The following is a 25,608-nucleotide window of genomic DNA, read 5'->3' on the forward strand; positions in this document are numbered from 1 at the left end:
GAGTTTTGAGAATACTTGTAAACAACCCTTACCTTTTTCAATATTTCAGCCTTGTCGTTCTCCTGCTTGTTTTGTTTGGAATAAGCTTTTACAAAGGTCAGGTTGCATTAAGGAAATGGTCTGGAATAGCGCTTATCGTTACGCCGGTTGTTTATTTCTATCTCATTCTGGAAGCCTATACATTGAATATTCCTTACACGGATGACTTCAATCTGCTGGAAACGATCCATCATTTTCATGTTGCCAATGGTTTTGTAGGTAAAATTGAAGTGTTGTTTGAACAGGTCAATCAGCACCGTTTTGCATTTGAAAGAACTGTCATGCTGATCATGTACTTTTTTACGGGTACGGTCAACATTAAAACACAAATTTTGCTCGGTAACCTCGCGTTGCTGGGCATTTTTTATTTATTATTCCTGACATTCAAGAAAGAGCAGATCTCCTGGTATTACTTCATTCCTGTTCCGTATGTACTTTTCAATCTGATTTATTTCGAAAATGCGGTTTGGGGAATTGCCGCGATCCAAAACACACCACTGATCTTTTTCGCACTCCTTTCCGCTTATGGAATGGGTAAGAATGATCAGAAAGGCTGGTATCTGGGAGTTGCCGCCGCGCTTTTGACAACATTTACCAGCGGAAGCGGCATTCTCACATGGATCATCGGAACGCTGATTCTGGCTTTACAGAAAAGATTCAAATTGCTGTTTGTGTGGCTGGCAATCGCCTTTGCCATTGTGCTTTTCTACTTTTTGTTCGATTACCAGGTCATTCCTTCGCATACCGGGTCCATCTGGCCGCACCCGATTTTTAACATCATTTTTGTCTTCGCTTTCTGGGGCAATGCACTGTATCTGGACGTTATCCACCCGATCGCTAATTCATTTTACGTGGACATGATCTGGTGCGTTTTGCTGGGCGCGGGCATTTTACTCATTTTCTTCATTTGGCTGGTAAGGCTCATCATGGCCAGGACAACGCTTTGGAGCGACTGGTTTTTGTGGGGCGCCATGATGTTTGCAATGGGAACGGGCGCAATGTTCGTGATTAGCAGGCCTATCAACACGTATGTCATGTATGGCGGCAACATTTTTTCGCGGCGTTACATGATTTTCGGGGTGGCTTTGCTGGCAACGGTTTATGTGTGTGTTGTGATTTTGGTCAAAAATTTCAAAAACGGAAAGAACATTGTCGCAGGACTTGGTTTGTTATGTTTCCTGGCGCTGAATTTTGTGAGTTATTATTTGTCGGTGACCAGCATTCGCAAATTCCATGAAGACCTCGCGATAGACAGTTTTTACTGGACAAACCACAAAACTTTCCTGACAACAGGCGACAATTTTGGCGACATTCCTTTCTGGAACCACCCGACCAGGATGAGCAACATGATTGATACATTGGATGCAAACGGTCTGCTCGATTTTGATCAATTCAAACAATTGCCTGAACACAAGCGCATCATTACAGAAACAGGAGATAAAGCGACGCGCTATAACGGGAGATTTGATTTAAAAATCAGTTACCTGAACGACCTTAATAATGTTCCCTCCAAGTTCCTGCGTTTTGAAGCAACGCATAATGGGGCCTCTGAGCCGGTTTACTTTGTGCTTGCTTCCGCTAATCGCACCATTTTGCTGCCCGCACTTCCTGTGCCTAACTCAGTGGGTGATTTGATTCAAAAGCAAACCTATTACAGCTCCAACTATCAATATTCGTTATACCGGACAAAGCTTCCGGCGGGTTTATTTGAAGTCTGGATGATGGAAAAAGATCCTGCTGCGCCGGGAAAATGGAAATCGTATTTTACGGGTAAAAGCATTTCCCTACTTGACAGTACATTAGCCATTAAATAGCTGATATGAAGATACTTACTTACAATCTTAACGGGATCCGGGCCGCATTGCGCAATGGTCTGGTTGAATGGTTAAGCACGGTTTCCGCCGACATTTTATGTTTTCAGGAGGTGAAGGCGACGCCTGATGTGGTGGATTTGTCTGGTCTTGAAGCGCTGGGTTATGAACTTATTGGCTGGCATGCTGCGGAAAAGAAGGGTTACAGCGGCGTCGCCATGTTTTCTAAAATCCAACCTGATATGGTCTCAGCAGGTTGCGAAATTCCAGCTTATGATGCGGAAGGACGGATTTTACGAGCAGATTTCGGAGACATAACCATTTTGAATTGCTATTTTCCATCCGGGACCAGCGGGGAAATTCGTCAGGGGGTGAAAATTCAGTTTCTGAGTGACTTTTTCGATTGGGTTACTGCGTTGAGAAAAGAACGTCCTAACCTGATCATCTGCGGCGACTACAACATTGCGCACACGGAAATTGACATTCATGATCCCGTCCGGAACAAGAAAATGTCCGGTTTCCTGCCCGAAGAAAGAGAATGGATGACCAAATGGTTTGGTAATGGTTATACGGACGCATTCCGTTTTAAAAACCCCGAGCTTCGCGAATATTCCTGGTGGACTTACCGCGCAGGCGCCCGCGGCAACAATAAAGGCTGGCGGATCGATTACATTTCGGTAGCGGATAGCATTAAAGATCGGATCATTTCGAGCCGGCAAATAAATGATGCCGTCCATTCGGATCATTGTCCGGTGTGGTTAGAAATTGAATCGCCATATTCACGGAGCGACTCATAAATTTTGTATTTTTGATCAAAGCAAGATTCAAACAAAAGCGTTATGGACATGCCAATGCCGGTGACAATGAAGATGGGAGACCTGATGAGTGAGGAAGAATTCTTCCGGTTTTGCCAAATGAACGACACACTAGAGTTCGAAAGGGACTCGCAGGGAAATATTATACTTATGTCTCCAACAGGATTATTTACAGGAGGATTCAATTCCAGAGTTACCATGGAGTTAGGAATCTGGAACAAAGAAAATCAACTAGGCGAGGTTTTTGATTCGTCAACAGGTTTTACATTGCCTAACGGTGCAGTAAGGTCACCTGATGCTTCCTTCGTGATAAGCGAAAAATGGGATGCACTTCCCGAAGACCAGCAGGAAACTTTTGGCCATGTTTGCCCTGATTTTGTAATCGAAATTCGCTCCAAGTCAGACGAGCTCCGTTATTTGCAGGATAAAATGAAAGAATTCATCGCCAATGGCACTAAGCTGGGCTGGTTGATCGACCGCTTTGATAACAAAATCCACATTTACAGAGCTGATCAGTCCGTTTTCGTTCACGAAACATTGAACGTGACGCTTTCCGGAGAGAACATTTTGCCAGGCTTTTTCCTGAATCCTGGCTCGCTTTTGAAATAATGTTCATTTAGGTTAAAATCAGTTAGTTTGTTCCGTTACTTCTTCATTTACAAGCCGTTTGGAATGCTTTCACAGTTTACGCGCGAAGGTGATCATCCGACGCTTGGTGATCTGGGTTTCGAGTTTCCCAAAGATATTTACCCAGTAGGTCGCCTGGATGCGGATAGTGAGGGATTGTTGTTGTTAACCAATGATAATTTTCTCAAAACAAAGGTTTTAGACCCAAAGAATAAGCATTCAAAAACGTACTATGCGCAAGTTGAAGGCGTCGTTACCGAAGAAGCCTGTGAAATGCTTCGCAGCGGCGTGCAAATTTCTATTAACGGCAAAAAACACCTCACGCTCCCTGCGAAGGTTGATGCAATTGCCGAACCTTCACTTCCCGAACGTAACCCACCGATCCGTTTCCGACAAAACATTCCCGTTTCCTGGGTTTCCATCTCCATAGGCGAAGGCAAAAACAGGCAGGTAAGGCGTATGACCGCTGCCGCAGGTTTTCCCACATTGCGACTCGTGCGCTGGTCGATTGGGAAAATTTCTCTGGCGGACAAAACCGGTGAATTTCCTAAACCAGGGGACGTATGGGAAGTTACGGCCAAAGACGTGCGCGGCGTTTACGATTGAGTTAATTGCTGCTTTCACAAAACCTTTGTGCAATGTTGCCAAACCGGAGAGAAGGCTTAATTTTGTACATATCCTTTTCTTAAAATAAGGCTGATAGTTGGCAAAGGCACAAAAAGAAACTCCGCTTAATAAACAATACAATGAGATCAAGGCCAAGTATCCGGGGGCGCTGCTGCTTTTTCGTGTAGGGGACTTTTACGAAACCTTCGGAGAAGATGCCATACGCGCTTCGAAAATCCTGGGCATTGTGCTTACCCGCCGGAATAACGGTGGTGCGCACGAAGAACTGGCCGGTTTTCCCCATCATTCGCTTGATAATTATCTTCCAAAACTGGTCCGTGCAGGAGAGCGTGTGGCCATTTGCGATCAGCTGGAAGATCCCGCTACTGCAAAAGGCATCGTAAAAAGAGGCGTTACCGAACTGGTTACACCTGGCGTTTCGCTTAATGACAATGTGCTCGATACACGGAAAAACAACTATCTCGCTGCGGTCCACATTGGTCCTGACAATCTTTACGGAATTGCCTTTCTGGACATTTCGACAGGAGAGTTTATGACGGCGCAGGGCAATGCAGCTTATATCGATAAAATGCTGCAGGGTTTCAGCCCGGCCGAGGTGCTTTTTTGCAAAAGACATAAACAAGAATTCAATCAACTTTTCGGCGGAAAATATCATTCATTTCAGTTAGACGATTGGTGCTTCGGCTACGAATACGGTTATGAGCAGCTGATCGGCCATTTCCAGACGACAACATTAAAAGGTTTCGGGATTGAAGCGCTGCCAATGGGCATCATTGCGGCGGGTGTAATCCTCCATTACCTGCGGGAAACCGAGCATAAGGAGGTGGGTCACATCGGGCGCATAACACGTTTGGAAGAGGAAAAATACGTTTGGCTCGACCGCTTCACAGTAAGGAATCTCGAACTCGTTTATCCGCAGCAGGAAGGCGGCGTGCCCTTGATCCAGATCTTAGATCAAACCGTAACACCGATGGGTGCACGCTTGCTTCGAAAATGGATCGTTCTGCCATTAAAAGATAAATTAGCGATTGAAGATCGGCTGAATACAGTCGAGCATTTCCTGGAAAATGAGGATCTGCATGACACAATAACACAGCATTTGAAGCAAATAGGGGACTTGGAAAGGCTTATTTCCAAAGTCGCTGTTAAGCGGATCAATCCACGTGAGCTTGTTCAGCTGAAAAAATCGCTGAAACAAATCGGTCCCGTGAAGGAGCTGATATCCGGGATAATCAATCAGGAAGAAGAAAAATCAAAAAAGGCGGGCAAGAAGCAAATTTCCACGCAGGCCATTGAAATACTCAAAAAATATGCGGATCAACTCAATCCCTGCAGTTTTTTGGTTGACAAAATTGAAAACGAGATCCGGGACGATGCGCCAATCCTGACAAACCAGGGTCGCATTGTAAAAAGTGGGGTTAATCCCGAACTGGACGAGCTGCATGCGATTTCTTATGAAGGGAAAGATTATCTGATCAAACTGCAAAACAGGGAGATTGAGCGGACGGGCATTGGATCGTTGAAAATAGCCTATAATAAGGTTTTTGGCTATTATCTTGAAGTGACGCACGCTCATCAGAACAAAGTCCCCGCCGATTGGATCAGAAAGCAAACATTGGTCAACGCTGAACGCTACATTACGCCCGAGCTGAAAGAATACGAGGAAAAGATCCTGAATGCCGAGGATAAAATTTCGGCGATCGAATACCGGATTTTCAGTGAGCTGATGGCAATGGCGGCTGAATATGTGGGCACGGTCCAGCAGAATGCACTGGTGATTTCCACACTGGACGTACTAAGTTCATTCGCCACAGTTGCAAGGAAAAATAATTATACAAAACCCACCATCAGCGAGGGTAATGAGCTGGATATCAAGGATGGCCGTCACCCGGTTATCGAACAACAGCTTCCGTTAGGCGAAAGTTATGTGCCCAACGACCTCTTCCTGGACGATGTGGTGCAACAAATTATTATTATTACCGGCCCAAACATGGCTGGTAAGTCGGCGCTTTTGAGGCAGACTGCATTAATCGTGCTGATGGCGCAAATGGGTTGTTATGTTCCCGCAAAATCGGCCAAGATTGGGTTGGTCGACAAGATTTTCACGCGGGTTGGAGCCAGCGACAATCTGAGCCGTGGCGAAAGTACATTCATGGTGGAAATGACTGAAACGGCCAGCATTTTGAATAATTTGAGCAACCGGAGCCTGATCCTGATGGACGAAATCGGGCGGGGAACCAGCACTTATGATGGCGTTTCCATCGCATGGGCCATTGCGGAGTATCTGCATAATCAGGCGGATTGCAGGCCAAAAACGTTGTTTGCGACACATTATCATGAATTAAACCAGCTTACCGAAGATTTTCCTCGCATTAAAAATTTCAATGTAGCGGTGAAAGAAGTGGATAATAAAGTGATCTTCCTGCGCAAATTAAAACCAGGCGGAAGCGCACATAGTTTTGGTATCCACGTGGCGCAGATTGCCGGTATGCCGCAGCTTATCGTGTTGAGAGCCAGTGAGATTATGCAGCATTTGGAGAAAGATCATGTCACGCACGAGCATAAGAAAAGAGTTAAGGAAATCCCAAAAAATAACTTTCAGCTCAGCATTTTCGAACCGGCCGATCCGCGTATGGAAGAATTGAAGGAAAAATTGTCGCTCGTGGACGTAAACACATTGTCACCCATTGAAGCGCTTTTGAAGCTGAATGAATTTCAGAAAATAGTCAGGAAATAACTCAATGCACTTTATAATTTACCAATTTAATCTCCTATCCCTTTTATGAAAAACTCGACGCGTTTTCAATTGATGGCCATGATGTTCCTGCTCTATTTTATATGGGGATCATGGTACGGGCAAATGAGTAAATACCTGTTTACGGCCCTGGGGGCAAGTGGAGCGCAGGTTGGAAATGCTTATGCTGCTTTTTCGATTGCGCAGATCATCGCTCCATTTTTCGTCGGAATGATCGCCGACCGTTATTTTGCCGCGCAAAAAGTGCTGGGCGTTTTGAGTCTGGCCGGTGCAGCCCTTCTTTTTGTACTTACGGGCGTTGACGATCCGGACAACTTTTTTTGGATTATCCTGGCTTACTGTATTTCTTTCGCGCCGATGATGTCGCTTACGACTTCAATCGCCATGCAGCAGGTGACTAATTCCGAGAAAGATTTCCCTGCTATACGCGTTATGGGAACGGTTTCCTGGATTGTGGTTTCCAATATTATCGGCTATTATGGCTTTGGGGACAATGTAATGATATTCAAAATCTCAATGGTTGCATCCGCATTCTTGGGTGTTTATTCATTCTTTTTGCCAGATACCCCTCCGAAACCAAGTACAAAAACGTCCTTTTCGGACATCTTGGGTCTAGATGCATTCAAACTTTTTAAAGACCGTTCCTTTGCGATATTTTTTATCTCTTCCTTGCTGATCTGCATTCCCTTGTCGTTTTATTACGCCATGGCTAACCCCTCACTCACCGATTCGGGTATGACCAATGTGGAGAACAAAATGTCGTTGGGACAAGCTTCGGAAGTTGTTTTCATGCTGTTAATTCCACTCGCTTTTACGCGTTTGGGGGTTAAATGGATGTTGGTTGTAGGTTTGATAGCGTGGATTATTCGTTTCATCGGTTTCGGTTATGGGGATGTGAATAATGAATGGCTGCTTTACATGGCAATTATCCTGCACGGAGTTTGTTACGACTTCTTCTTTGTGACCGGGCAGATATATACTGATAGCAAAGCGGGCGAGAAATACCGTTCTTCTGCCCAGGGACTTATTTCAATTGCCACTTATGGAATTGGAATGGGCATTGGTTCATGGCTTGCCGGCATCGTTGCCGACATGTATACCGTTAATGGTGTTAAAGATTGGACAAGCATCTGGATGGTGCCTGCCGGTATTGCGGCGGTTGTATTAGTGCTTTTTGTGCTGTTCTTTAAAGACAACAAAGTGAAAGCGGCTGCGTAGATTCCGTTTAGCATTCCAATAAAAAACCCTGTAAGATTTCGTCTTACAGGGTTTTGCTATTTTTGGCAATTATTAATCGTCATCATCATCGTCACCAATGTTGCGGGTGTAATTTTTGGATCCGCCTCCTCCTTTTTTGTAATCCCCGCCACCTTTTCCAAAACGGTCGTCAGATCTTGATTTTCCTCCGAATCCGCCTTTATCGCCATAACCGCCGCTATGGCTACGGTCGCTGCTTCTATATCGGTCATTACTTCCACCTCCTGAACTTTTGTCACCACCAGAATAGCCTCCACCGCCACTGTATCCACCGCCTCCGCTATATCCGCCTCCTGTGCTGCTTGGGCTGCTAGGCCTGTCGGTGCCGGTGCTGCCACCTTCCGTGCGCGGAGGTCTGTTAAACCCTCCTTCTCTTCTTGGCGCAGGCGCATCACCTCTTGCTTCTTTTTTCTGCGATTCGTTTACTACCAGCGGTCGTCCGTACATATCGGCGCCGTTCAAATTGTTGATAGCCAGCCTTGCTTCTTCTTCATCCGGCATTTCAACAAAGCCGAAACCTTTGCTTTGACGTGTAATCTTGTCAATGATAATTTTCGCGGAGCTCACTGTTCCAAATTTTTCGAAAGCTTCACGCAGTTCGCTTTCCTTCAATTTAAAAGAAAGACTCCCAACAAAAATGTCCATGGAAACGACTTGTTTGATTAATTTAGTTTATAAATATATTTATTTTAACTGATAAGCTACAACACCATTTTTAGCGAATGTTGGCACGTAAACGATTTTGTTAACCGAATCGTAGCCAATGTCTGCCGAATTTGTTTTGTCAGCCGTGGTATCCAGCAACTTTTGCGTAGTGCCATCTGATTTTACATAATAAACTACGCCAGCCCAGCACGAAACGATGTATTCGCCCGGAACTACCTGCTCAATCCCATCCGTGCTTTTATCCATTCCTTCGGCTATAATGGTTACCTTTTTATCCGTGCCAAGCCGTTTCAATGTGCCGCTATCAGCAATCAGCAGGTCTGAACCAACTGCTAGCAAGCCATTTGGACCGTTTAGGCCTTCCATATAAGTTGAAACTTTCCCGTCCTTGATCAAGTGAACTTTCTTCGTGCTGGAATCTGAAACGTAAATATTTCCTTTTGCGTCAATTGTCAGGTCATTAAGGAACACCGATCCTTCAACCGCATGTTTCTTTAAAATTTTACCTGTTTTGATATCTATTTCCACCACATCCGTGACGTCGGAAACGTAAAGCTTGTTACCCGCAACGCCCATGCCTTTCGGCGCATGCAGTCCGGTGATCCAGTCTTTATTTATAATCTTGCCATCCAGCCCCACTTTTCCGATCGCGCCTTTTCCATCTTTCTCGCCTGGTTTTCCATCAATCTGCGCTACATACAAGATCTTGTCTTTGGCACTGTAAAGAACAGATTCAGGAATCGGAAGTGATGCTTCACTTGCCCAAATCTGTGTAAGTGAGTGCTGTGCATTTGCGGATATCGCAGCCAGCAGCAATGATGCAGTAAGTAGTATTTGACTGGGTTTCATGTGATTCAGTTGTATTTTTCGATACTTACTCAAAGCTAAATAAAAATGGCCAAAACAGTTGGTTATGGCCATTTTTAAATTTTTTTTATAATTAGCTTCTGTTCTCTCTGATTTTCAGCAAGGAATAGAGCAAACCTTATTTTTTTCTCTTCTTCTTTGAAGCCGAAACACTTGGTTCAGCAGCTGTTTTCGTAAGGTCCGCGATCCGGATGTTTCTGAATTTCAGTTCCGAGCCGTGGCCTAGAAAGCCCAAATGTCCGCTGGTGCGCTTCAATCCAGGATGTTCTTTGTGGTCCACTGTGCCATTCTTGCTTGCTTCAGCCAAATCTCCGTCCAGGATGACGGTGCCGTTCAATGTTACTTTGATCTTGGAACCTTGCACGCGAACTTCTTCATAGTTCCACTCGCCCATCGGTTTCAAAAAACCTCTTTTCGCAGGGATAATGCCATATGCCGAGCCATGATACTGATATTCGTGCAGGTCTTTATAAATGTCGGCATCATTGTCCAGGATTTGGATTTCCGTTCCCACATAAGCCGCGTCGCCTTCCATCGGCGTCCTGATTCCGAGCCCATTATTAGCTCCCGGTGTTAGTTGGAATTCAAAACGGAAGTCGAAATCGCTGTATTCGTCTTTGGTATACAAATTTCCCTTGCCGCCTTTCTTGGGATCAACAACCAATGCGCCGTTTTCGATGAAATAATCGGTGCGGTTTCCTACCCAGTTGAACATATCCGTTCCGTCGAAAAGTACTTTAAATCCTACTTTTTGCTCAGCTTCCGACAATGTAAAGGGTTCAGGACGAGCGATCTCGCGCACATAAACATCCCGGTAGTTGATCTGATTTCCATGTGCCTGCAACTCGATCTGTTCTTTGGCGAAAATAGGCAGGTTACGGTCCCAATAATTTTCCAGGATCACATTATCCACCACATTCTCGCCATTCAGATCCACAGAAACGCGGTCGCCGATCATGGTAATGTGGAATGTGTTCCAGTCGCCAATGGCGTTATCAGCGAGTTTGGACGGTTTGCTTGGATTTTTTTGGTTGTTATACAAGCCGCCGGAACCCACTTGCGCGCCCACGCTCACACGTGACGTGTCCCAGATCTGCACCTGAGGCGTTCCACGCAAATACACACCCGCATCGCCATCTTTTTGAATTTTCCAGTCCACAAACATTTCAAAATCACCATATTGCTTCACTGTGGCCAGGTTGTCGCCATGTCCCGAGAAAACCAGTTCTCCATCTTTGGCAAACCAATCCTTATTAGCCGCCTCGTCCGCCTTTTTTTGTTTGTAAGCCAAACTATCCGCGCTCATCTTGCCGCGTGCAATCGGGTTTTCAACAAGACCTTTCCAGCCGGAAAGATCTTTTCCATTAAACAATGCTACAAAACCTTCGTCTTTTGGAAGCTCAGACAAATGTCTTTTAATCGATTCTCTCTGATATTCGGCATCTTTTCCTTTCAGCACAGATGCTGTTTTGGTAAGCAAATCACGAATTTCGGCGCTGTAAAAATTCTTGTTAGCAAGCGCGATTGACATCACAGCCTGTGCAGCCGCCTGCTCCGTTGCCGGGTTAGCCAGATATTTTCCTGCAAAAAGCAATGCATTGAATGTTCTCAAACGAGGCAGTTCTTTCAGGATAGCTATTTTTTGAGAATCCGTTTTTGCCAAAGTCATTGCCTCGCGAAGCATCAGAACCTTGTTAACAGGCGTCCTGGTCGATTTCGCAGTGGCAGCAACATATCCGGTCAAGGCTGCATTAAACTCGTCGGCATCCGTCGCCTTTTTTGCAATGTTCAAAAGCTCACTGGCAACGCTTGCGTCAGACCAGGCCGACAATGCTGCAATTGCAGCTTTCTTTGATTTAGCATCGCCGCTATTATATGTAGAAACGACTGAATTCGCCGCAGTTTTGCCTCCTATGCTTGCCAAAACGGCCAGATAATTCGAATGTTTATCAGCCGGAGAAGCCTGCATTTGTTTTAAAATCGCATCCGTCTGCGCCTTTGTGTCGCCAGCTCCTTTCACGCCAGCAGCCACCGCTTTTTGAATGGCAGCCATTTGCTCCGCATCGCTCACTGTGTTGAGCAAAGTGTACATCTGAGGCAGATCATTCGTAGTAGTCAGCGATTTCAGCGCGGTGTAAGCAGATTTTGAAACTTCTGCATTCGGGCTTTTGAGCAATGCAAACACATTACTCAGCTTGGAACTGGCTTCGCGTGCTGCCAAAACGTCGATGGCCGCGGATTGTCCTGGTGCCGGAAGTGTTGGTAAGGCTGCCGCCAATTGATTTACAACCGCATCGCCTTTAATAGTTAACAAACTGCTTTTAACCGCAGCAACTTCATCTGCATTCGCAGTTTTTAAAACAGTGATCAAACCTGGAAGACTTTTCTCCTGACCAATTTTTCCCGCTGCCCAAATCGCAGCCATTTTCACTTTGCTATCCTTGGAAGTCAACGATTTCTGGATTGTAGGCAATGCATCGACGGAGTTGGCATGGCCCAGCATGGTGATAATCTCAGCCTGCACTTCCGGTTTGGCTTTTTTCATGGCATTAAGCCAAGGTGTTGTGCCGTCTGCCATCAGGTATTTTTGGCCCAATTTTAATGCAGCAATCCTATATTCAGGATCTGCATTTTGCAGTGCGCTCACCAGAACAGGAACGGATTCACGCTTTTTAATGTCGGAATAAATTTTCAAAGCCGATGAACGTGTTGGCGTTTGCTTCACGTCCGGCGTGATTTTAAGCAATGCTAACGCCGCTTTTTCAGCGGCAGGCGCGTTGCCATTTTCAGCTAAGCGAGCCAGATATTTGAGATAAACGGCCGTTGCGTCCGATTCGTCGTAACCGAAATTTGCCTTTTGGGCAGCAGCCAATAATATCTGTTCGGAAGAAGGTGCGCCGATTTCCGACAATGCAAATAAGCTCACTTTGCGCAAAAGCAGATCTTCGTTCACCGCCATTTTTTCAATGATTGAAGAGGCTTCTTTGTAACGTGTACCACCCAATGCTTCAATAATCGCGATTTTCGTGCTTTCGGGAGCGCCTTCCAGGCTTTGTAATAATGCAGCCCCGGCAGCAGGCGAACCAATCCGGGCCAATGTTCTCGAAGCCGGACCTGAAAGTCTTTCGTCCTTCAAATAAGATTTCAAAACCTCGACAGACTCATCTTTGCCGACGGTCTGCAATTGATAAATCAGGAAGTTTTTGCTATCCAGATCGCTTACTTTGGATAATGCTTCTCCATAAGCCTCAGCCGCTATTTTACGAAAATCTTCTTTTCCTGCCTGTGAAGCATAGTAAGTGAACCCGCCGATGGCATATTGAATTTTGGTGTTATCCCCTTTGCCCAGCGGCGTCAGCATGGATGCAATCTGGACCAATCCCGGCTTGCCGAGCTGGCCAAGTTCTTCCATGTTTTTCTTTAAAGCAGCCTCGTTCTGGGAAGGGAATTTGGACAATAGTGCTTTGGCTTTTGTCGCCAGCGCGTCGTCCGTTTGGGCCCATGCCTGCGAGAGTAACATGCAGAGGGCCAGAATGGTATATATGTTTCTTTTCATTAAATGTCAAGGATGGAAATGAGTGGATGCAGGTTTTAGAATAACACGGATCAAATGGTCCATGGGCCGCGCATGGGCTGATTAATCAATCGGTTTGCACCTTCATCATCGATAAATTCCTGTTTTTCAGGGTCAAATTTGAGAGAACGTCCTAACCGGAGCGCCGCAAGTCCCATGTTCACAATCGTGCAGGAACGGTGGCCATTCTCTTCGTTCAGCGCAAATTTCTTGCGGTTTTTGACAGCATCCACAAAGTCGGTTACCTGTGGTTCGGGATCGGGGAATGCAGCCAGTTTCTTTTCGAGATCAGGAATGTCAGACTGGAAATTAGGGAAAAGCTTGCCCTTCGGACCTTCAATGTAAGCCACTTTTTCATCTTTTGCTTCTCCGTCCAGAACGATCTGACAGCCATCGGCATAGGTGTAAGTGATTCGACGCCAGGTTCCTACTGCTTCTGTATGTTGCTGAGGAGCGTCCACTTCCACGCTTACCGGACTTGTATCGTCTTTTCCGAGGAAATATTGGATCGGGTCAATGTAATGCTGGCCCATATCGCCGAGTCCGCCGCCGTCATAATCCCAGTAGCCCCGGAATGTCTGGTGCACACGGTGCTCGCTATAAGGTTTGTAAGGCGCAGGTCCAAGCCACATTTCGTAATCCAGCTCGGCCGGAACGGGCTGCGGAACATTGTTTGTGTTGCCTACCCAATAAAATTTCCAGTCAAAACCCGTGTGCTTGCTTACTGTCACCTTCAATGGCCAGCCTAGCAAGCCGCTTTGAACCAACTTTTTTATTGGTTTCACAGGCGTTCTCATGCCGTAAAAATTGTCTTGAAACCGGAACCAGGTGTTCAAACGGAAAATACGTCCGTGCTGCTGAACCGCTTCCACAAGTCTTTTTCCCTCGCCTATTGTGCGTGTCATTGGTTTTTCGCACCACACATCTTTTCCGGCGCGGGCGGCGTCCGCGGCAATGATCCCGTGCCAATGCGGCGGCGTGGCCACGTGCACAATGTCAACTTCGGGAAGCTGGATCACCTCACGGTAATCGGAGAAGGTTTTAACGCCTTTATCTACCATGCCCACGGCTATATCCAGGTGTTTTTTGTCCACATCACAAAGCGCAACGACTTTGGTGCCTGCGTAGGGAATGTGTCCGCGACCCATGGAACCCGTGCCGACAATGGCTTTGGTCAACTGGTCGCTGGGTGCGATGAAACCTTTGCCCAAAACATGGCGGGGAACAATGGAAAAAGTGGCCAGCGTCGCCAGCGAGCCTTTGATAAAGGTCCGTCTGGACGCAGAAGTGCCCGTCTTTTCTTTCATTAGTTAAGGATATTTAGGAAGTAAAATTAATTAGCAGAAGGTGAATTTAGGATAATAATCAGAATGTAGCAAAGCAGCAATTTGGAATGGAAATATTAAAAGCCGATTACTTTATAATGAACCAGGATTTCCTTTAACATTCCTATTTCATGCTCAGAGCGGAATATTCCCGTGTTTTTTTCGGGGCAAAACGTCGACTTTATTTTCCAGCATTTCAAAAGCCCTGATCAGCTTTTCGCGCGTCTGTTCGGGATAAATTACTTCGTCAATGTAACCCCGGAAAGCAGCCCGATATGGGTTTGTGAATTTCTCTGTATAGTCTTCGATCTTCTCTTTCAGTTTTTCAGCCGGATCTTCTGCCTGCGCGATTTCGCGCTTGAAAATTATCTCAGCTGCTCCGCTTGCACCCATTACGGCAATTTCAGCCGTCGGCCACGCGAAGTTCAGGTCTGCGCCAATGTGCTTGGAATTCATCACATCATAAGCACCGCCATATGCTTTTCTCGTGATCACCGTAATGCGTGGAACGGTGGCTTCGCAAAATGCGTAAAGTAACTTTGCGCCGTTGGTAATGATCGCATTCCATTCCTGATCCGTGCCTGGTAAAAATCCCGGAACATCTTCCAAAACCAGCAGCGGAATGTTAAAACTGTCGCAAAACCGCACAAACCGCGCCGCTTTCTGGCTGGAATGAATATCTAGCACGCCTGCAAGCACAGCTGGCTGATTCGCCACAATGCCGATGCTCCGGCCTGCAATTCTCGCAAAACCAACTACAATGTTCTCTGCAAAATTCTGGTGGACTTCCAGGAAACTTTCCGGATCCGCAATTTCCAGGATTACCTCACGCATATCGTAAGGCTGATTGGCATTGTCGGGAATGATAGTGTTTAATACAGGACGTAATTCATTTTTTGCCTCATAAGGAAGGCTGGGCGCATTTTCCTCGCAATTCTGCGGCATGTAGCTGAGCAGCTTTTTAATGTTCAGCAAGCATTCCACCTCGTTAGGAGAAACAAAGTGCGTAATGCCCGATTTGGTCGCGTGGGTCATCGCGCCGCCCAGTTCCTCGGCGGTAACCGTTTCATGGGTTACGGTTTTAACCACATTGGGGCCGGTCACGAACATGTAACTCGTGTTTTCGACCATTAATATAAAATCGGTGATCGCAGGAGAATAAACTGCGCCGCCTGCACACGGCCCCATTACAGCGGAAATCTGCGGAATGACGCCGGAAGCCAGTGTGTTTTTATAAAAAATATCCGCATAACCAGCCAGCGAAAGCACGCCTTCCTGAATCCTGGCTCCACCTGAATCATTCAAACCAATCAATGGCGCACCGTTTTTCATGGCCAAGTCCATGATCTTACAGATTTTCTCAGCATGCGTTTCAGAAAGTGAGCCGCCAAAAACGGTAAAATCCTGCGCAAAAACGTAAACCAGCCGGCCATTGATTTTACCATAGCCGGTAACCACGCCGTCGCCCAGATAATGTTCCTTATCCAGTCCGAAATCCTTGCTCCGGTGCATGACAAACTTCCCGATTTCTTCAAATGTGCCCTTGTCGATCAACACCATGATCCGCTCGCGGGCGGTGAGCTTGCCTTTGGCGTGTTGTGCTTCAATTCTTTGCGCACCTCCACCCAAATCGGCCTCGGCATTTTTCTGATCTAAAAGTTCTTTTTTTGAAGTCGCGGAAGATACTGATCCCATGTAATACGGACGATATGGTTACATTTGTTCTTGAAGAGAATCTAAATATAGTGTCATTTTACTGATTCGGGAAATTATTGCGAACTATGAGGCAGATCGGATTGTGCGCTTTGTTTTTGGCGGGGATCATTTTTGGTTGCCAGCAAACAGCACATTCGCAATCCATCGGCGGCAGAAGCAAGCTTGATTTCCTGCAATTACCAGCCCAAGCAAAAAGCTCCGCATTAGGCGTCCATCACCTCACAATTTCAGGCAATGATCCGGCGCTATTTATCCAAAATCCCGCGTTGCTCGATTCTTCCAAAGCCAATAATGTCTCTGTCAATCTGATGCCTTATCTGGCTGATACGCGATTCGTGAATGCTGCTTATGCGCGGCGGGTTGGCAAATCTGCGGGTGTTTGGGCGGTGGGTTTGCAATATCTCAATTACGGCACAATGGTCGAAACGGACGATATTGGCAATGTAATAGGGGAGTTCCGGGCGGCGGATTATGGGTTGTCGGCTGGTTATGGGCATACATTAGGCGCTTTCACATTAGGCGGAACATTAAAATTGGTTGGCGCTTCGGTGCAATCTTACAATGTGTTTGGTCTGGCGCTGGATTGGGGCGGGGTTTTCAAGCATCCTACTCAGGACCTAACGATTGGGTTTGTTGTCAAAAATCTGGGTTTTGTCAAACAAAATTATTCGGGGTTATGTGATCCGATATTGCCCCTGGATGTCCGTTTGGGATTAACATTCAAACCGGAATATATGCCGATCCGCGTTTCGCTTACGGCGCATCATTTGAACAAGTTTGATATGGTTTACAATGATCCCGGCCTGTTTTTTACTTACGATGATAATGGCAATAAGGTGCCGAAAAAAGTAGGCATAGCAGAAAAATTAAGCCGTCATCTTTCCTTAGGAGCAGAAGCATTGCTCCATCCGAACTTCCGCATTATGTTGGGTTATGACCATTTGCGCAGGCAGGAACTCAGGCTTTCCAACAGAGGCGCATTGGCGGGATTTTCCTTCGGTGCCTGGCTTCGGATCAAGCGGTTTGAGGTGGGTTATGGTCGTGCGCAATATGTGCCCGGTTTCGGAAGCAGCTCATTATCAATTGTTATGAATTTGAGAAATGGTTTTGTCAAAGAAGCTGCCAATATGAAGCGATAACCTCCCTACTGATCATTTCCATATTAAGTTTTGTTCATAATTGCTTAATCTTTAGGTAAAATCATAGCGCCTTGGTTCGCCTAGTTTTGTTAAAAACTATCTCACCATGGCGATGAATTTTAGCTCTATTCCAAAAAATGCCCTTACCGCGCTGGTTTGCGGCGCAATGACTTTTTCTGGCTGCATTAAGGATCACAACGATCCGCCTGTGGACTCTTCAAAACTGATCGACCGCTCGGTTAACCCGTCGTTGGTGCGTTCACTGCCAGGGTTTGAAGATCTGAAAATCACGACGTTGATCAGTTCTGACGACAAATTGCAGGATTCACCAGGCTTCATTTACGGTGCCCAGCCGGATGGCGGCGCATTTGTGAAAAACCCGAATGGCGAAGGTTTTGTGATGATCAACAACCACGAGATTCTTTTTTCGGTGTCGCGCGTATTTCTTGACAAAGAATTGAAGCCTGTAAAAGGTGAATACATTGTGGACGCAGAAGGCGGACAATGGAGATTGTGTTCGGCAACATTGGCCACGCCGCAGGAACATGGTTTCGGACCATTGTTTTTGACAGCAGGTGAAAGCAGTTCTGAGTCGATGACGCATGCGATCGACCCTTTTGCGCCAGCTGACAAAAAGAACCAGACAAGAACCGTAAGCGCATTTGGGAAATGGAATGCAGAAAATGCGGTGCCGCTTCCTAAGGATGCATTTCCAGGCAAAACAGTGATCATTATCGGTGAAGATGACACGAATGGCCAGCTTGTGGCCTACGTTTCGGATGTGGTTGGCGATTTGAACAATGGTAAATTATATGCACTACGCCGCACAAACCAGGAAAGTGTGGAAACGGATATGGTAAAAGGACAGACATACGACGTTGAATTTGTCCCTTTTGATAATGTAAAAACAAGCACAGGCACGGAGCTGCAAACGCAGACGGTTGATAAAAAAATGATCCAATTTGCCCGCGTGGAGGACATTGATTACCGCAAAGGTGGAAACGGCGTAGGTCGCGACATTTATTTTACCGCAACGGGTGTTAGTCAGGCTGATAAAGTTACTCCGGTAGCTGGTAAAAACATGTGGGGCCGCGTTTATAACCTGAAATTTGATGAAACCAACCCGCTGAAAGGTAAGTTGCAGATCATTATGGACGGCGAAGACAAGCCAGGCAGCTTCATTGTGAACCCGGACAATATTTGCGTGACCAAAAACTTTGTTTACGTGCAGGAAGACGGTGATTCATTCTATAAAAACAATGATCACGACGGTACGATCTGGCAATATAACCTGGCTACGAAAGAGAGCAAAGCGATGCTTCAAATGCACCACCGCAGAGAAGATCCAACATTCAATGCAAAATATAACTCAGTAGCAAATAATTCTTTGAGCAGCTGGGAATACGGTGCAATGATTGACATTTCGGATGTAGTTGGCATTCCAGAAACATTCATGATCAACCTGCACCCGCACACGTGGCAGGACGAAAAATACAAAGGTGCTGACGGCAGCGGCATTTCTACAAATAAAGAAGGCGGACAAACGGTGATCGTTCGCGGAATTCAGCAATAACACATCTCAGCAAGCTTATAGAAGGCCTTTTTCGGAGGGCCTTCTATCATTTTTTTATCACACCATGAAAAATATTGTCTTCGCGATTTTCGCGGGCATTGTTGTTTTTGCTATCCATTCGTGCGCGCCGGAAAGGCAGCCGCATGAATGGGTTTATGAAAAATTCGTCTCGGATCTGGATTCGCTGATTTTGATGAATGATGCATTTTTAAAAAGAGTAAAGTCAAAACCTGCATCCGCCACCTTGCGTCAGGATTTTCTGAAACTCAGGATTCAATTCAAAAAGACAGAAGCATTTGCCGAATATTTCTTCCCGACAACAGTTAGAATGATTAATGGCGCGCCGCTGGATGAGATTGAGGATGAGGAAAATGCGGTTTTCGAGCCGGGTGGACTGCAAGTGATCGAAGAGCTGATTTTTACCGATGAGCCTGTTGATCAGGAGGAACTGGTGCGGCATACGCGCAAAATGCAGGTGAATGTGAAGCGGATCAAGATGCTTTGGGTGGATATTCGCATCACGGACTCGCATGTGATGGACGCGCTTCGACTGGAAATGTTCCGTTTGATCAGTCTGGGAATTTCAGGATTTGATACGCCTGCTTCCGGCAATGCATTGGCCGAAAGTGAGGTTGTTTTGCAATCATTTCAACATTATACACAGTTTTACAAATCAAAATTGCCTGCATATGTCGCGCTGGACAGCATTACCAATGGCGCCATTGCTTTTTTGAAACAAAATAAAGACTTCAATGCATTTGACCGCGCTGCATTTATTTCGGATCATATTAATCCATTATGCCGCTCATTGTACAAAAACCAGGAATTGGCCGCAATTCCTTTTATGAACAGCCACAAACTTTTGAAAGGAAATGTGGCGACGATTTTTGATAAAAATGCTTTTGACCCGGAAGCACTTTTGTCTGACTCAAAATTCAGCGCAACTGCCGACCGCATTGCATTGGGCAAATCATTGTTTTACGACAGCCGGATTTCGGGTGATGGGAAAACCAATTGCGGATCTTGTCACCAGCCCGAAAAGGCTTATGCGGATGGATTAAAAACGAGTAAAGGGTTTGATAGCAAGTTTGTTAGCCGCAATGCGCCATCGATCATGTATGCCTCGTTGCAGCAAGCATTATTTTACGATTTACGTGCTCCTTCACTGGAAGATCAGGCGGCGGATGTGATTCATAACAAGCTGGAAATGCATGGTTCGATGGATGAAGTTGCGAAACTGGTTGCGACCGACGCGGATTACAGGCGGGATTTCAAAAAGGCTTACCCGGAACTGGATTCGATCAGGCCGGTTTACATTCAGAATGCGATGGCGACTTTTGTCCGATCATTAAATCCATTCAATTCACCTTTTGACAAATTCATGCGAGGCGATAAAAAAGCGCTGACGGGTGATCAGGTCGCAGGTTTTAACGTGTTTATGGGGAAAGCTAAATGCGGAACTTGTCACTTTGTACCGCTATTCAACGGCACCGTTCCACCGGATTATCAGCGCACGGAATCAGAGGTTTTGGGTGTGACGGTGAATGCGCAATGGAAAAATCCTGTCCTGGATAAAGATCCGGGAAGAGGCGTTCATGACCAGTTTCCGCAATGGAAAAATGCTTTCAAAACAAGTTCGGTAAGAAATATCTCGAAAACGGCTCCCTATATGCACAATGGCGCTTTCGCGACTTTACAAGAAGTGATGGAGTTTTATAATGAAGGCGGCGGCGCCGGTTTAGGACTGGACGTGCCCAATCAAACGCTCGCGCCTGATAAGCTTAACCTCACCGAAAACGAGATCGCAAGCGTGATTTCTTTTATGGAAGCATTAACCGATGCGCCGGAATGATCACACGATGACTTTGCCCTGATCCAACCGAAGCGTTTTGGTCACGCAGCTTGGAATTTCATGAGGGTAATGCGAAACGTAGATCAATGTGCGCTCCGGCGTGTCGCAAATTGCATCGACGACAGCTTTGAAATACGCTATGGCATCCGCATCCAATCCCTGACAAGGTTCGTCCAGAATCAATAAAGGCGGATTTTTGACCAATGCCCTGGCCAGCAAAACCATGCGCTGCTGACCTTTGGAGAGCTCTGAGAACTTCTTTTCAATCAAATGGGCTACATGCAGGAGCGCCGCTACTTCATGCACTCTTTCTGTTTGCTGTTCTGTTAACTTCTTGAAAAAAACTCCGGTTGCATCGAAAAAACCGGAAGCAATGGTTTTGAAAACGCTGGTTTCTCGGGGGAAATAAAGGTGCAATTCAGGAGAAACGTGGCCTATTTTCTGTTTAATATCCCAAATCGAAGCGCCCGTTCCGCCTCTTTTTTTATCAAATAAATCGTAATCATTGGCAAAACGTTGCGGATTATCGGCTGTGATAATGCTCAGCAATGTTGACTTCCCTGAGCCGTTCGGGCCGGAAAGCGCCCATTTTTCGCCTTTGGCAATTTTCCAGTTTACATTTTCTAAGATAGGCTGATCATGATAACGCACATTGATATTCCTCAAATCAATCGCATACTCAAAATCAATGTGTTGCGGCAGTCCGAAATGTGCCAGTTTCTCAGGATCTGGTTTGGGATTATGCGGGTGATTTGCAAATCCGGTTTTGTATTCCGTTACATGGAATGTGCCTGAAATGCGACCTTCATTTAATTCCAGCACATTGGTAATACATGGCGGAATTTCAGTGGCTGTGGTCGCCATAATGATGGTCACACCGGATGCCGCCAGCTCGCTCAGTGCGTTGCGCAACACTTCTCTCGAATGCACATCCAATCCGCTGAATGCATTGTCGAGTATTAAAATTTCAGGTTTTTTTAATAGAGATTTTGCTAAAAGCATCCGCCGCGTTTCTCCGTTGGATAGTGTTACAAACGGATGATCAAGCAAATGCGTGATGGATAAAAGCGCAGAAACTTTATCCAGATCTTTATCGCTGACAGTTGGCGGTCCGAGCTTCACGGAATTGTCATTCACCGTTCCCACCGGCTTCAATTGATCCGTCAAAATGGCTCTCACGGAAGGTGCCCGTTCGCTTTCATATGCATGGAAACGCTGTTGATAATATTCCGCCCCGGCATTTACGATGCGGTTAAAAGAATAATCATTGGAAACCAGCTCAATTGCCTGTCGCAGTGGGACTTTCAAATCATAACTGATTTTTCCCTTCGAAACCGGCCATTTCCCAGCGATAAGGTCTAATAAAACTGTCTTACCGGAGCCATTAGGCCCGATTACCGCCCAATGTGTGTCAAGCTCAACATTCCAGTTAATATCAGATAAGACCGTAACATCATATTTGCGGGCAGCAACGCCCAGAAGAGAAACAAGTGCCATGAAATGCCAAAAATCAATGAGCGGGCAAAGATAGCACGTGAAAGGTTTAACTAATGATGAAATTCCATATTGAATTCTTTAATCATTGCAGTTGTGAAGGCGGATAGGTCGTCGGTGGTTCGGCTGGTAATTAGCCCGTTGTCTGTAACCACTTCCTGGTCGATCCATCTTGCACCGGCGTTTTCCAGGTCATGTTTAATGGCTGCGTAAGAAGTCATAACCCGGCCTAAGACCACATCTGCATCGATCAATATCTGCGGGCCATGACCAATCGCTGCAACCGGTTTTCCCGACGCGAAAAAGGATTTCACGAATTCCAGTGCGCGGTAATTCATTCTGAGCGCATTCAAGCCGAGCACGCCGCCAGGCAAAAGTAATGCATCATAGTAATCCGCACGTGCCAATGCAAGTGGAACGTCCACGTTATGTCTCTCACCCCAGTCCAGATGACTCCAGCCTCTAACAAAATTTTTGTTAGGAGAAATGAGATGAGTTGTCGCACCTTTCTGGTTTAGGACTTTTCTGGGACAGGTCATTTCAACCTGCTCAAATCCATCGGCAACCAGAATTGCTATTTTGTATGAATTTAATGACTGTTCCACTGGATTTGTGTAGAATTAAAGGGTTAGATTATTTAGATAATTAATTGAACAAAAATTATGCCAAAATGCTAACGCATCATTACGCAGTATTTATACAATTCCAATGTTGATACTAAGTAACAGTTGTGGTGTGAATTTTAAAAAGTGCGGTCTCAGCCCTAAAACAAAACGAGCGACATTGCTGCCGCTCGTTGAAATATAATTATTCAGAGATCATATCTCCACACTGCCTACGTTTTCGAAGATCAGGTCACCTTTTGAATTCAGCTCCATCATAATCACCGAATCCCTGGCAACTTGTCCGCTTAATATGCCTTTGGACAACTCGTTCAGAATCCTGCGTTGCATTACACGTTTCAAAGGACGCGCTCCGAATGAGGGATCAAACCCATCCTCGCCCAACTTAGCAAGCGCTTCATCTGTGGCGTCAAGGGTTATTCCCTGTTCCAACAACATTTTTTGAATTCCCTTAAACTGAATGTCAACGATCTTACGAATGTTTTTCAATGTAAGCGGTTCAAAAAGGACGATTTCATCGATACGGTTCAAAAACTCAGGCCTTACCGATGCTTTCAAAAGATCGAGGACAGCCTGTTTTGCTTCTTCCACAACCAGTGTATGGTTCCAGCCTTCGTCTTCCGCAAACTTCTCCTGAATAATATGGCTTCCAATGTTCGAAGTCATGATAATAATGGTGTTCTTGAAGTTCGCAACACGGCCTTTATTATCTGTCAAACGACCTTCGTCCAGCACTTGCAGGAGAATGTTCCAAACGTCGGGATGCCCTTTTTCAATTTCATCCAATAGGATCACACTATAAGGTTTGCGACGAACTGCTTCGGTCAATTGCCCGCCTTCGTCATAGCCCACGTATCCTGGAGGCGCGCCCACCAGCCTGCTTACGGAGTGCCGTTCCTGATACTCGCTCATATCGATCCGAACTATGGCATTTTCGTCGTTGAACAAATATTCAGCAAGCGTTTTGGCCAATTCGGTTTTTCCCACACCGGTCGGTCCCAGGAAAAGAAAGCTGCCGATCGGGCGTTTTACATCCTGCAAACCTGCGCGGCTGCGTCGAACAGCGTCGGCAACCAATTCAATGGCTTCGTCCTGTCCGGCAACGCGGTGGTGCAAGTGATCTTCGAGCTGCAATAGTTTTTCTCTATCGCTTTGCAGCATTTTGCTAACCGGAATGCCCGTCCATTTTGCAACCACTTCCGCAATTTCTTCGGGCGTAATTTCTTCCTGCATTAAGCTGGCTGAATCTTCCGATTGCTGCAATTCATTTAATTTATTTTGCACCTCGGGAATGCGACCGTAACGGATCTCGGCAACCTTACCAAAATCACCGGCGCGCTCCGCCTGTTCGGCTTCGAGACGCAATTGTTCGCTTTGCTCTTTTAACGTGCGAACCTCATTTACCTTGCCTTTTTCGTTTTCCCACTGTGCTTTCAGGGTGTTTCTTTCTTCGCTAAGATCAGCGATTTCCCTGTTAAGCACGGTTTCCTTGTCTTTATTATTCTCACGTCTGATCGCCTCGCGCTCGATTTCAAGTTGCATAATGCGGCGGTTCAGCTCGTCCAGCTCCTCGGGAACGCTGTCCATTTCGAGCCTCAGCTTGGAAGCTGCTTCATCCATTAAGTCAATGGCCTTGTCAGGCAAGAAACGGTCGCTAATGTAGCGGTTCGATAATTCAACAGCCGCAATAACCGCGTCATCCTGAATCCGCACGCCGTGGTGCAGCTCATATTTTTCCTTGATTCCACGCAGAATGCTGATCGCATCCGGAATATCTGGTTCATCGACCATTACAGACTGGAAACGACGTTCCAGCGCCTTGTCTTTCTCCATATATTTTTGATATTCCTTCAATGTCGTCGCGCCGATCGCGTGCAATTCTCCCCGTGCAAGGGCTGGTTTTAGCAAGTTGGCAGCGTCCATTGCGCTTTCGCCGCCGCCACCAGCGCCGATCAAAGTATGGATCTCGTCAATGAAAAGAATGATCTCACCTTCCGAATCCGTCACTTCTTTGATGACCGCTTTCAGTCTTTCTTCAAACTCACCTTTATATTTAGCACCAGCGATCAAAAGTCCCATATCCAGGGATACAATAATCTTCGATTTTAGGTTTTCGGGAATGTCGCCTTGCACAATGCGTTGTGCGAGCCCTTCCACAATAGCCGTTTTACCCACACCGGGTTCACCTAACAGGATCGGATTGTTCTTTGTTCTCCGGCTTAAAATCTGCAAAACGCGACGGATTTCCTCGTCCCTGCCGATGACCGGGTCTATTTTACCGGCTTTCGCCAACTCATTTAAATTTTTGCTGTATCGTTCCAGTGAGCGATATTTAGCTTCTGCATTTTGATCTTTCACAGGATTATTTTTACCTCTCAGTTCTTTAATTGCGTTAATCAGTTCATTTTCCTTGAATCCTACTTCCTTCATAAGCGTCGCTGTGGAGTCTTTTCCAGCCAGGATGCCAAGAACGAGCAGTTCAATGCTTATAAATTCGTCGTCAAATTCTTTGGTATAGTGTTGCGCTTTTGCACTTGCAGCAGCCATATCATTGCCTAGATAAGGCTGGCCACCGCTCACGCGCGGATATCCCTCCAATATTTTTTCCAGACGATTGTTTAAAACGTCTGGACTGATATTTAGCTTATTTAGTAAAAATAGTGAAGTGTTGGGGTCCTCTTCCAGGATTGATTTCAGTACATGACCCGTTTCGATGGCCTGTTGCTGGTTTCCCTGGGCCATTTGCGCAGCATGTTGTATAATCTCCTGCGCCTTAATTGTATATTGGTTGAAGTTCATGGAGATGATTGCTATGTTCTACATCACTCCATGAAAAATCGTATGCCTG

At 46.0% G+C, this 25,608-nt stretch carries 17 protein-coding genes; 9 read left to right on the forward strand and 8 right to left on the reverse strand.

Annotated elements, in window-relative coordinates:
• Positions 1 to 5: 5 nt before the first annotated feature.
• From NFI81_RS23625 to NFI81_RS23650, 6 genes are all read left to right on the forward strand, one after another.
• On the forward strand, positions 6 to 1,853 hold the full coding sequence (locus NFI81_RS23625; RefSeq protein ID WP_234615947.1) for a hypothetical protein: 1,848 nt from the start codon (positions 6 to 8) through the stop codon (positions 1,851 to 1,853).
• Between the two features lie 5 nt (positions 1,854 to 1,858).
• On the forward strand, positions 1,859 to 2,647 hold the full coding sequence (locus NFI81_RS23630; RefSeq protein WP_234615948.1) for an exodeoxyribonuclease III: 789 nt from the start codon (positions 1,859 to 1,861) through the stop codon (positions 2,645 to 2,647).
• A 42-nt stretch (positions 2,648 to 2,689) separates the two neighbouring features.
• Positions 2,690 to 3,274, forward strand: coding sequence for a Uma2 family endonuclease (locus NFI81_RS23635; protein ID WP_234615949.1), 585 nt, complete (start codon positions 2,690 to 2,692; stop codon positions 3,272 to 3,274).
• Between the two features lie 27 nt (positions 3,275 to 3,301).
• Positions 3,302 to 3,898, forward strand: a complete 597-nt coding sequence (locus NFI81_RS23640) for a pseudouridine synthase (RefSeq protein WP_234615950.1) — start codon at positions 3,302 to 3,304, stop codon at positions 3,896 to 3,898.
• 97 nt (positions 3,899 to 3,995) lie between these two features.
• On the forward strand, positions 3,996 to 6,656 hold the full coding sequence (gene mutS, locus NFI81_RS23645) for a DNA mismatch repair protein MutS (RefSeq protein WP_234615951.1): 2,661 nt from the start codon (positions 3,996 to 3,998) through the stop codon (positions 6,654 to 6,656).
• Positions 6,657 to 6,701: 45 nt separating this feature from the next.
• Positions 6,702 to 7,892 (forward strand): MFS transporter, encoded by a 1,191-nt coding sequence (locus NFI81_RS23650; RefSeq protein ID WP_234615952.1) that lies wholly within the window; start codon positions 6,702 to 6,704, stop codon positions 7,890 to 7,892.
• Positions 7,893 to 7,964: 72 nt separating this feature from the next.
• Here NFI81_RS23650 and rbp read toward each other — a convergent pair whose 3' ends face one another.
• The 5 genes from rbp to NFI81_RS23675 all read right to left on the reverse strand — a co-directional run bounded on the left by rbp (position 7,965) and on the right by NFI81_RS23675 (position 16,058).
• Positions 7,965 to 8,576, reverse strand: a complete 612-nt coding sequence (gene rbp, locus NFI81_RS23655; protein WP_234615953.1) for an RNA-binding regulator — start codon at positions 8,574 to 8,576, stop codon at positions 7,965 to 7,967.
• A 39-nt stretch (positions 8,577 to 8,615) separates the two neighbouring features.
• Entirely contained in the window at positions 8,616 to 9,446 is an 831-nt protein-coding gene (locus tag NFI81_RS23660) for an SMP-30/gluconolactonase/LRE family protein (protein WP_234615954.1), read from the reverse strand.
• A 136-nt stretch (positions 9,447 to 9,582) separates the two neighbouring features.
• The gene (locus NFI81_RS23665) at positions 9,583 to 13,020 is read right to left on the reverse strand and encodes a DUF1080 domain-containing protein (protein ID WP_234615955.1); all 3,438 of its coding nucleotides are present in this window, start codon (positions 13,018 to 13,020) and stop codon (positions 9,583 to 9,585) included.
• A 50-nt stretch (positions 13,021 to 13,070) separates the two neighbouring features.
• The gene (locus NFI81_RS23670; RefSeq protein ID WP_082216025.1) at positions 13,071 to 14,345 is read right to left on the reverse strand and encodes a Gfo/Idh/MocA family oxidoreductase; all 1,275 of its coding nucleotides are present in this window, start codon (positions 14,343 to 14,345) and stop codon (positions 13,071 to 13,073) included.
• A 153-nt stretch (positions 14,346 to 14,498) separates the two neighbouring features.
• Positions 14,499 to 16,058 carry an acyl-CoA carboxylase subunit beta gene (locus NFI81_RS23675; RefSeq protein WP_234615956.1) on the reverse strand — a complete coding sequence of 520 codons (1,560 nt, stop codon included), beginning with the start codon at positions 16,056 to 16,058 and terminating at the stop codon, positions 14,499 to 14,501.
• Between the two features lie 86 nt (positions 16,059 to 16,144).
• Between NFI81_RS23675 and porQ the strand changes: the two genes are divergently transcribed.
• The 3 genes from porQ to NFI81_RS23690 all read left to right on the forward strand — a co-directional run bounded on the left by porQ (position 16,145) and on the right by NFI81_RS23690 (position 20,643).
• Entirely contained in the window at positions 16,145 to 17,218 is a 1,074-nt protein-coding gene (porQ, locus tag NFI81_RS23680; RefSeq protein ID WP_234615957.1) for a type IX secretion system protein PorQ, read from the forward strand.
• Positions 17,219 to 17,324: 106 nt separating this feature from the next.
• Positions 17,325 to 18,791 carry a PhoX family protein gene (locus NFI81_RS23685; protein ID WP_234615958.1) on the forward strand — a complete coding sequence of 489 codons (1,467 nt, stop codon included), beginning with the start codon at positions 17,325 to 17,327 and terminating at the stop codon, positions 18,789 to 18,791.
• 64 nt (positions 18,792 to 18,855) lie between these two features.
• Positions 18,856 to 20,643 (forward strand): cytochrome-c peroxidase, encoded by a 1,788-nt coding sequence (locus NFI81_RS23690; protein WP_234615959.1) that lies wholly within the window; start codon positions 18,856 to 18,858, stop codon positions 20,641 to 20,643.
• On the opposite strand, the gene NFI81_RS23695 is transcribed toward NFI81_RS23690, so the two are convergent.
• The 3 genes from NFI81_RS23695 to clpB all read right to left on the reverse strand — a co-directional run bounded on the left by NFI81_RS23695 (position 20,644) and on the right by clpB (position 25,559).
• Positions 20,644 to 22,140 (reverse strand): ATP-binding cassette domain-containing protein, encoded by a 1,497-nt coding sequence (locus NFI81_RS23695; RefSeq protein WP_234615960.1) that lies wholly within the window; start codon positions 22,138 to 22,140, stop codon positions 20,644 to 20,646.
• A gap of 50 nt (positions 22,141 to 22,190) precedes the next feature.
• Positions 22,191 to 22,742: a DJ-1/PfpI/YhbO family deglycase/protease gene (locus NFI81_RS23700; protein WP_234615961.1), complete on the reverse strand. Its 552-nt coding sequence runs from the start codon at positions 22,740 to 22,742 to the stop codon at positions 22,191 to 22,193.
• Positions 22,743 to 22,955: 213 nt separating this feature from the next.
• Positions 22,956 to 25,559 (reverse strand): ATP-dependent chaperone ClpB, encoded by a 2,604-nt coding sequence (clpB, locus tag NFI81_RS23705; RefSeq protein ID WP_234615962.1) that lies wholly within the window; start codon positions 25,557 to 25,559, stop codon positions 22,956 to 22,958.
• Positions 25,560 to 25,608 lie beyond the last annotated feature (49 nt).

Origin of the sequence: Dyadobacter fanqingshengii, assembly GCF_023822005.2 — a bacterium.
GTDB classification, from domain to species: Bacteria; Bacteroidota; Bacteroidia; order Cytophagales; family Spirosomataceae; genus Dyadobacter; species Dyadobacter fanqingshengii.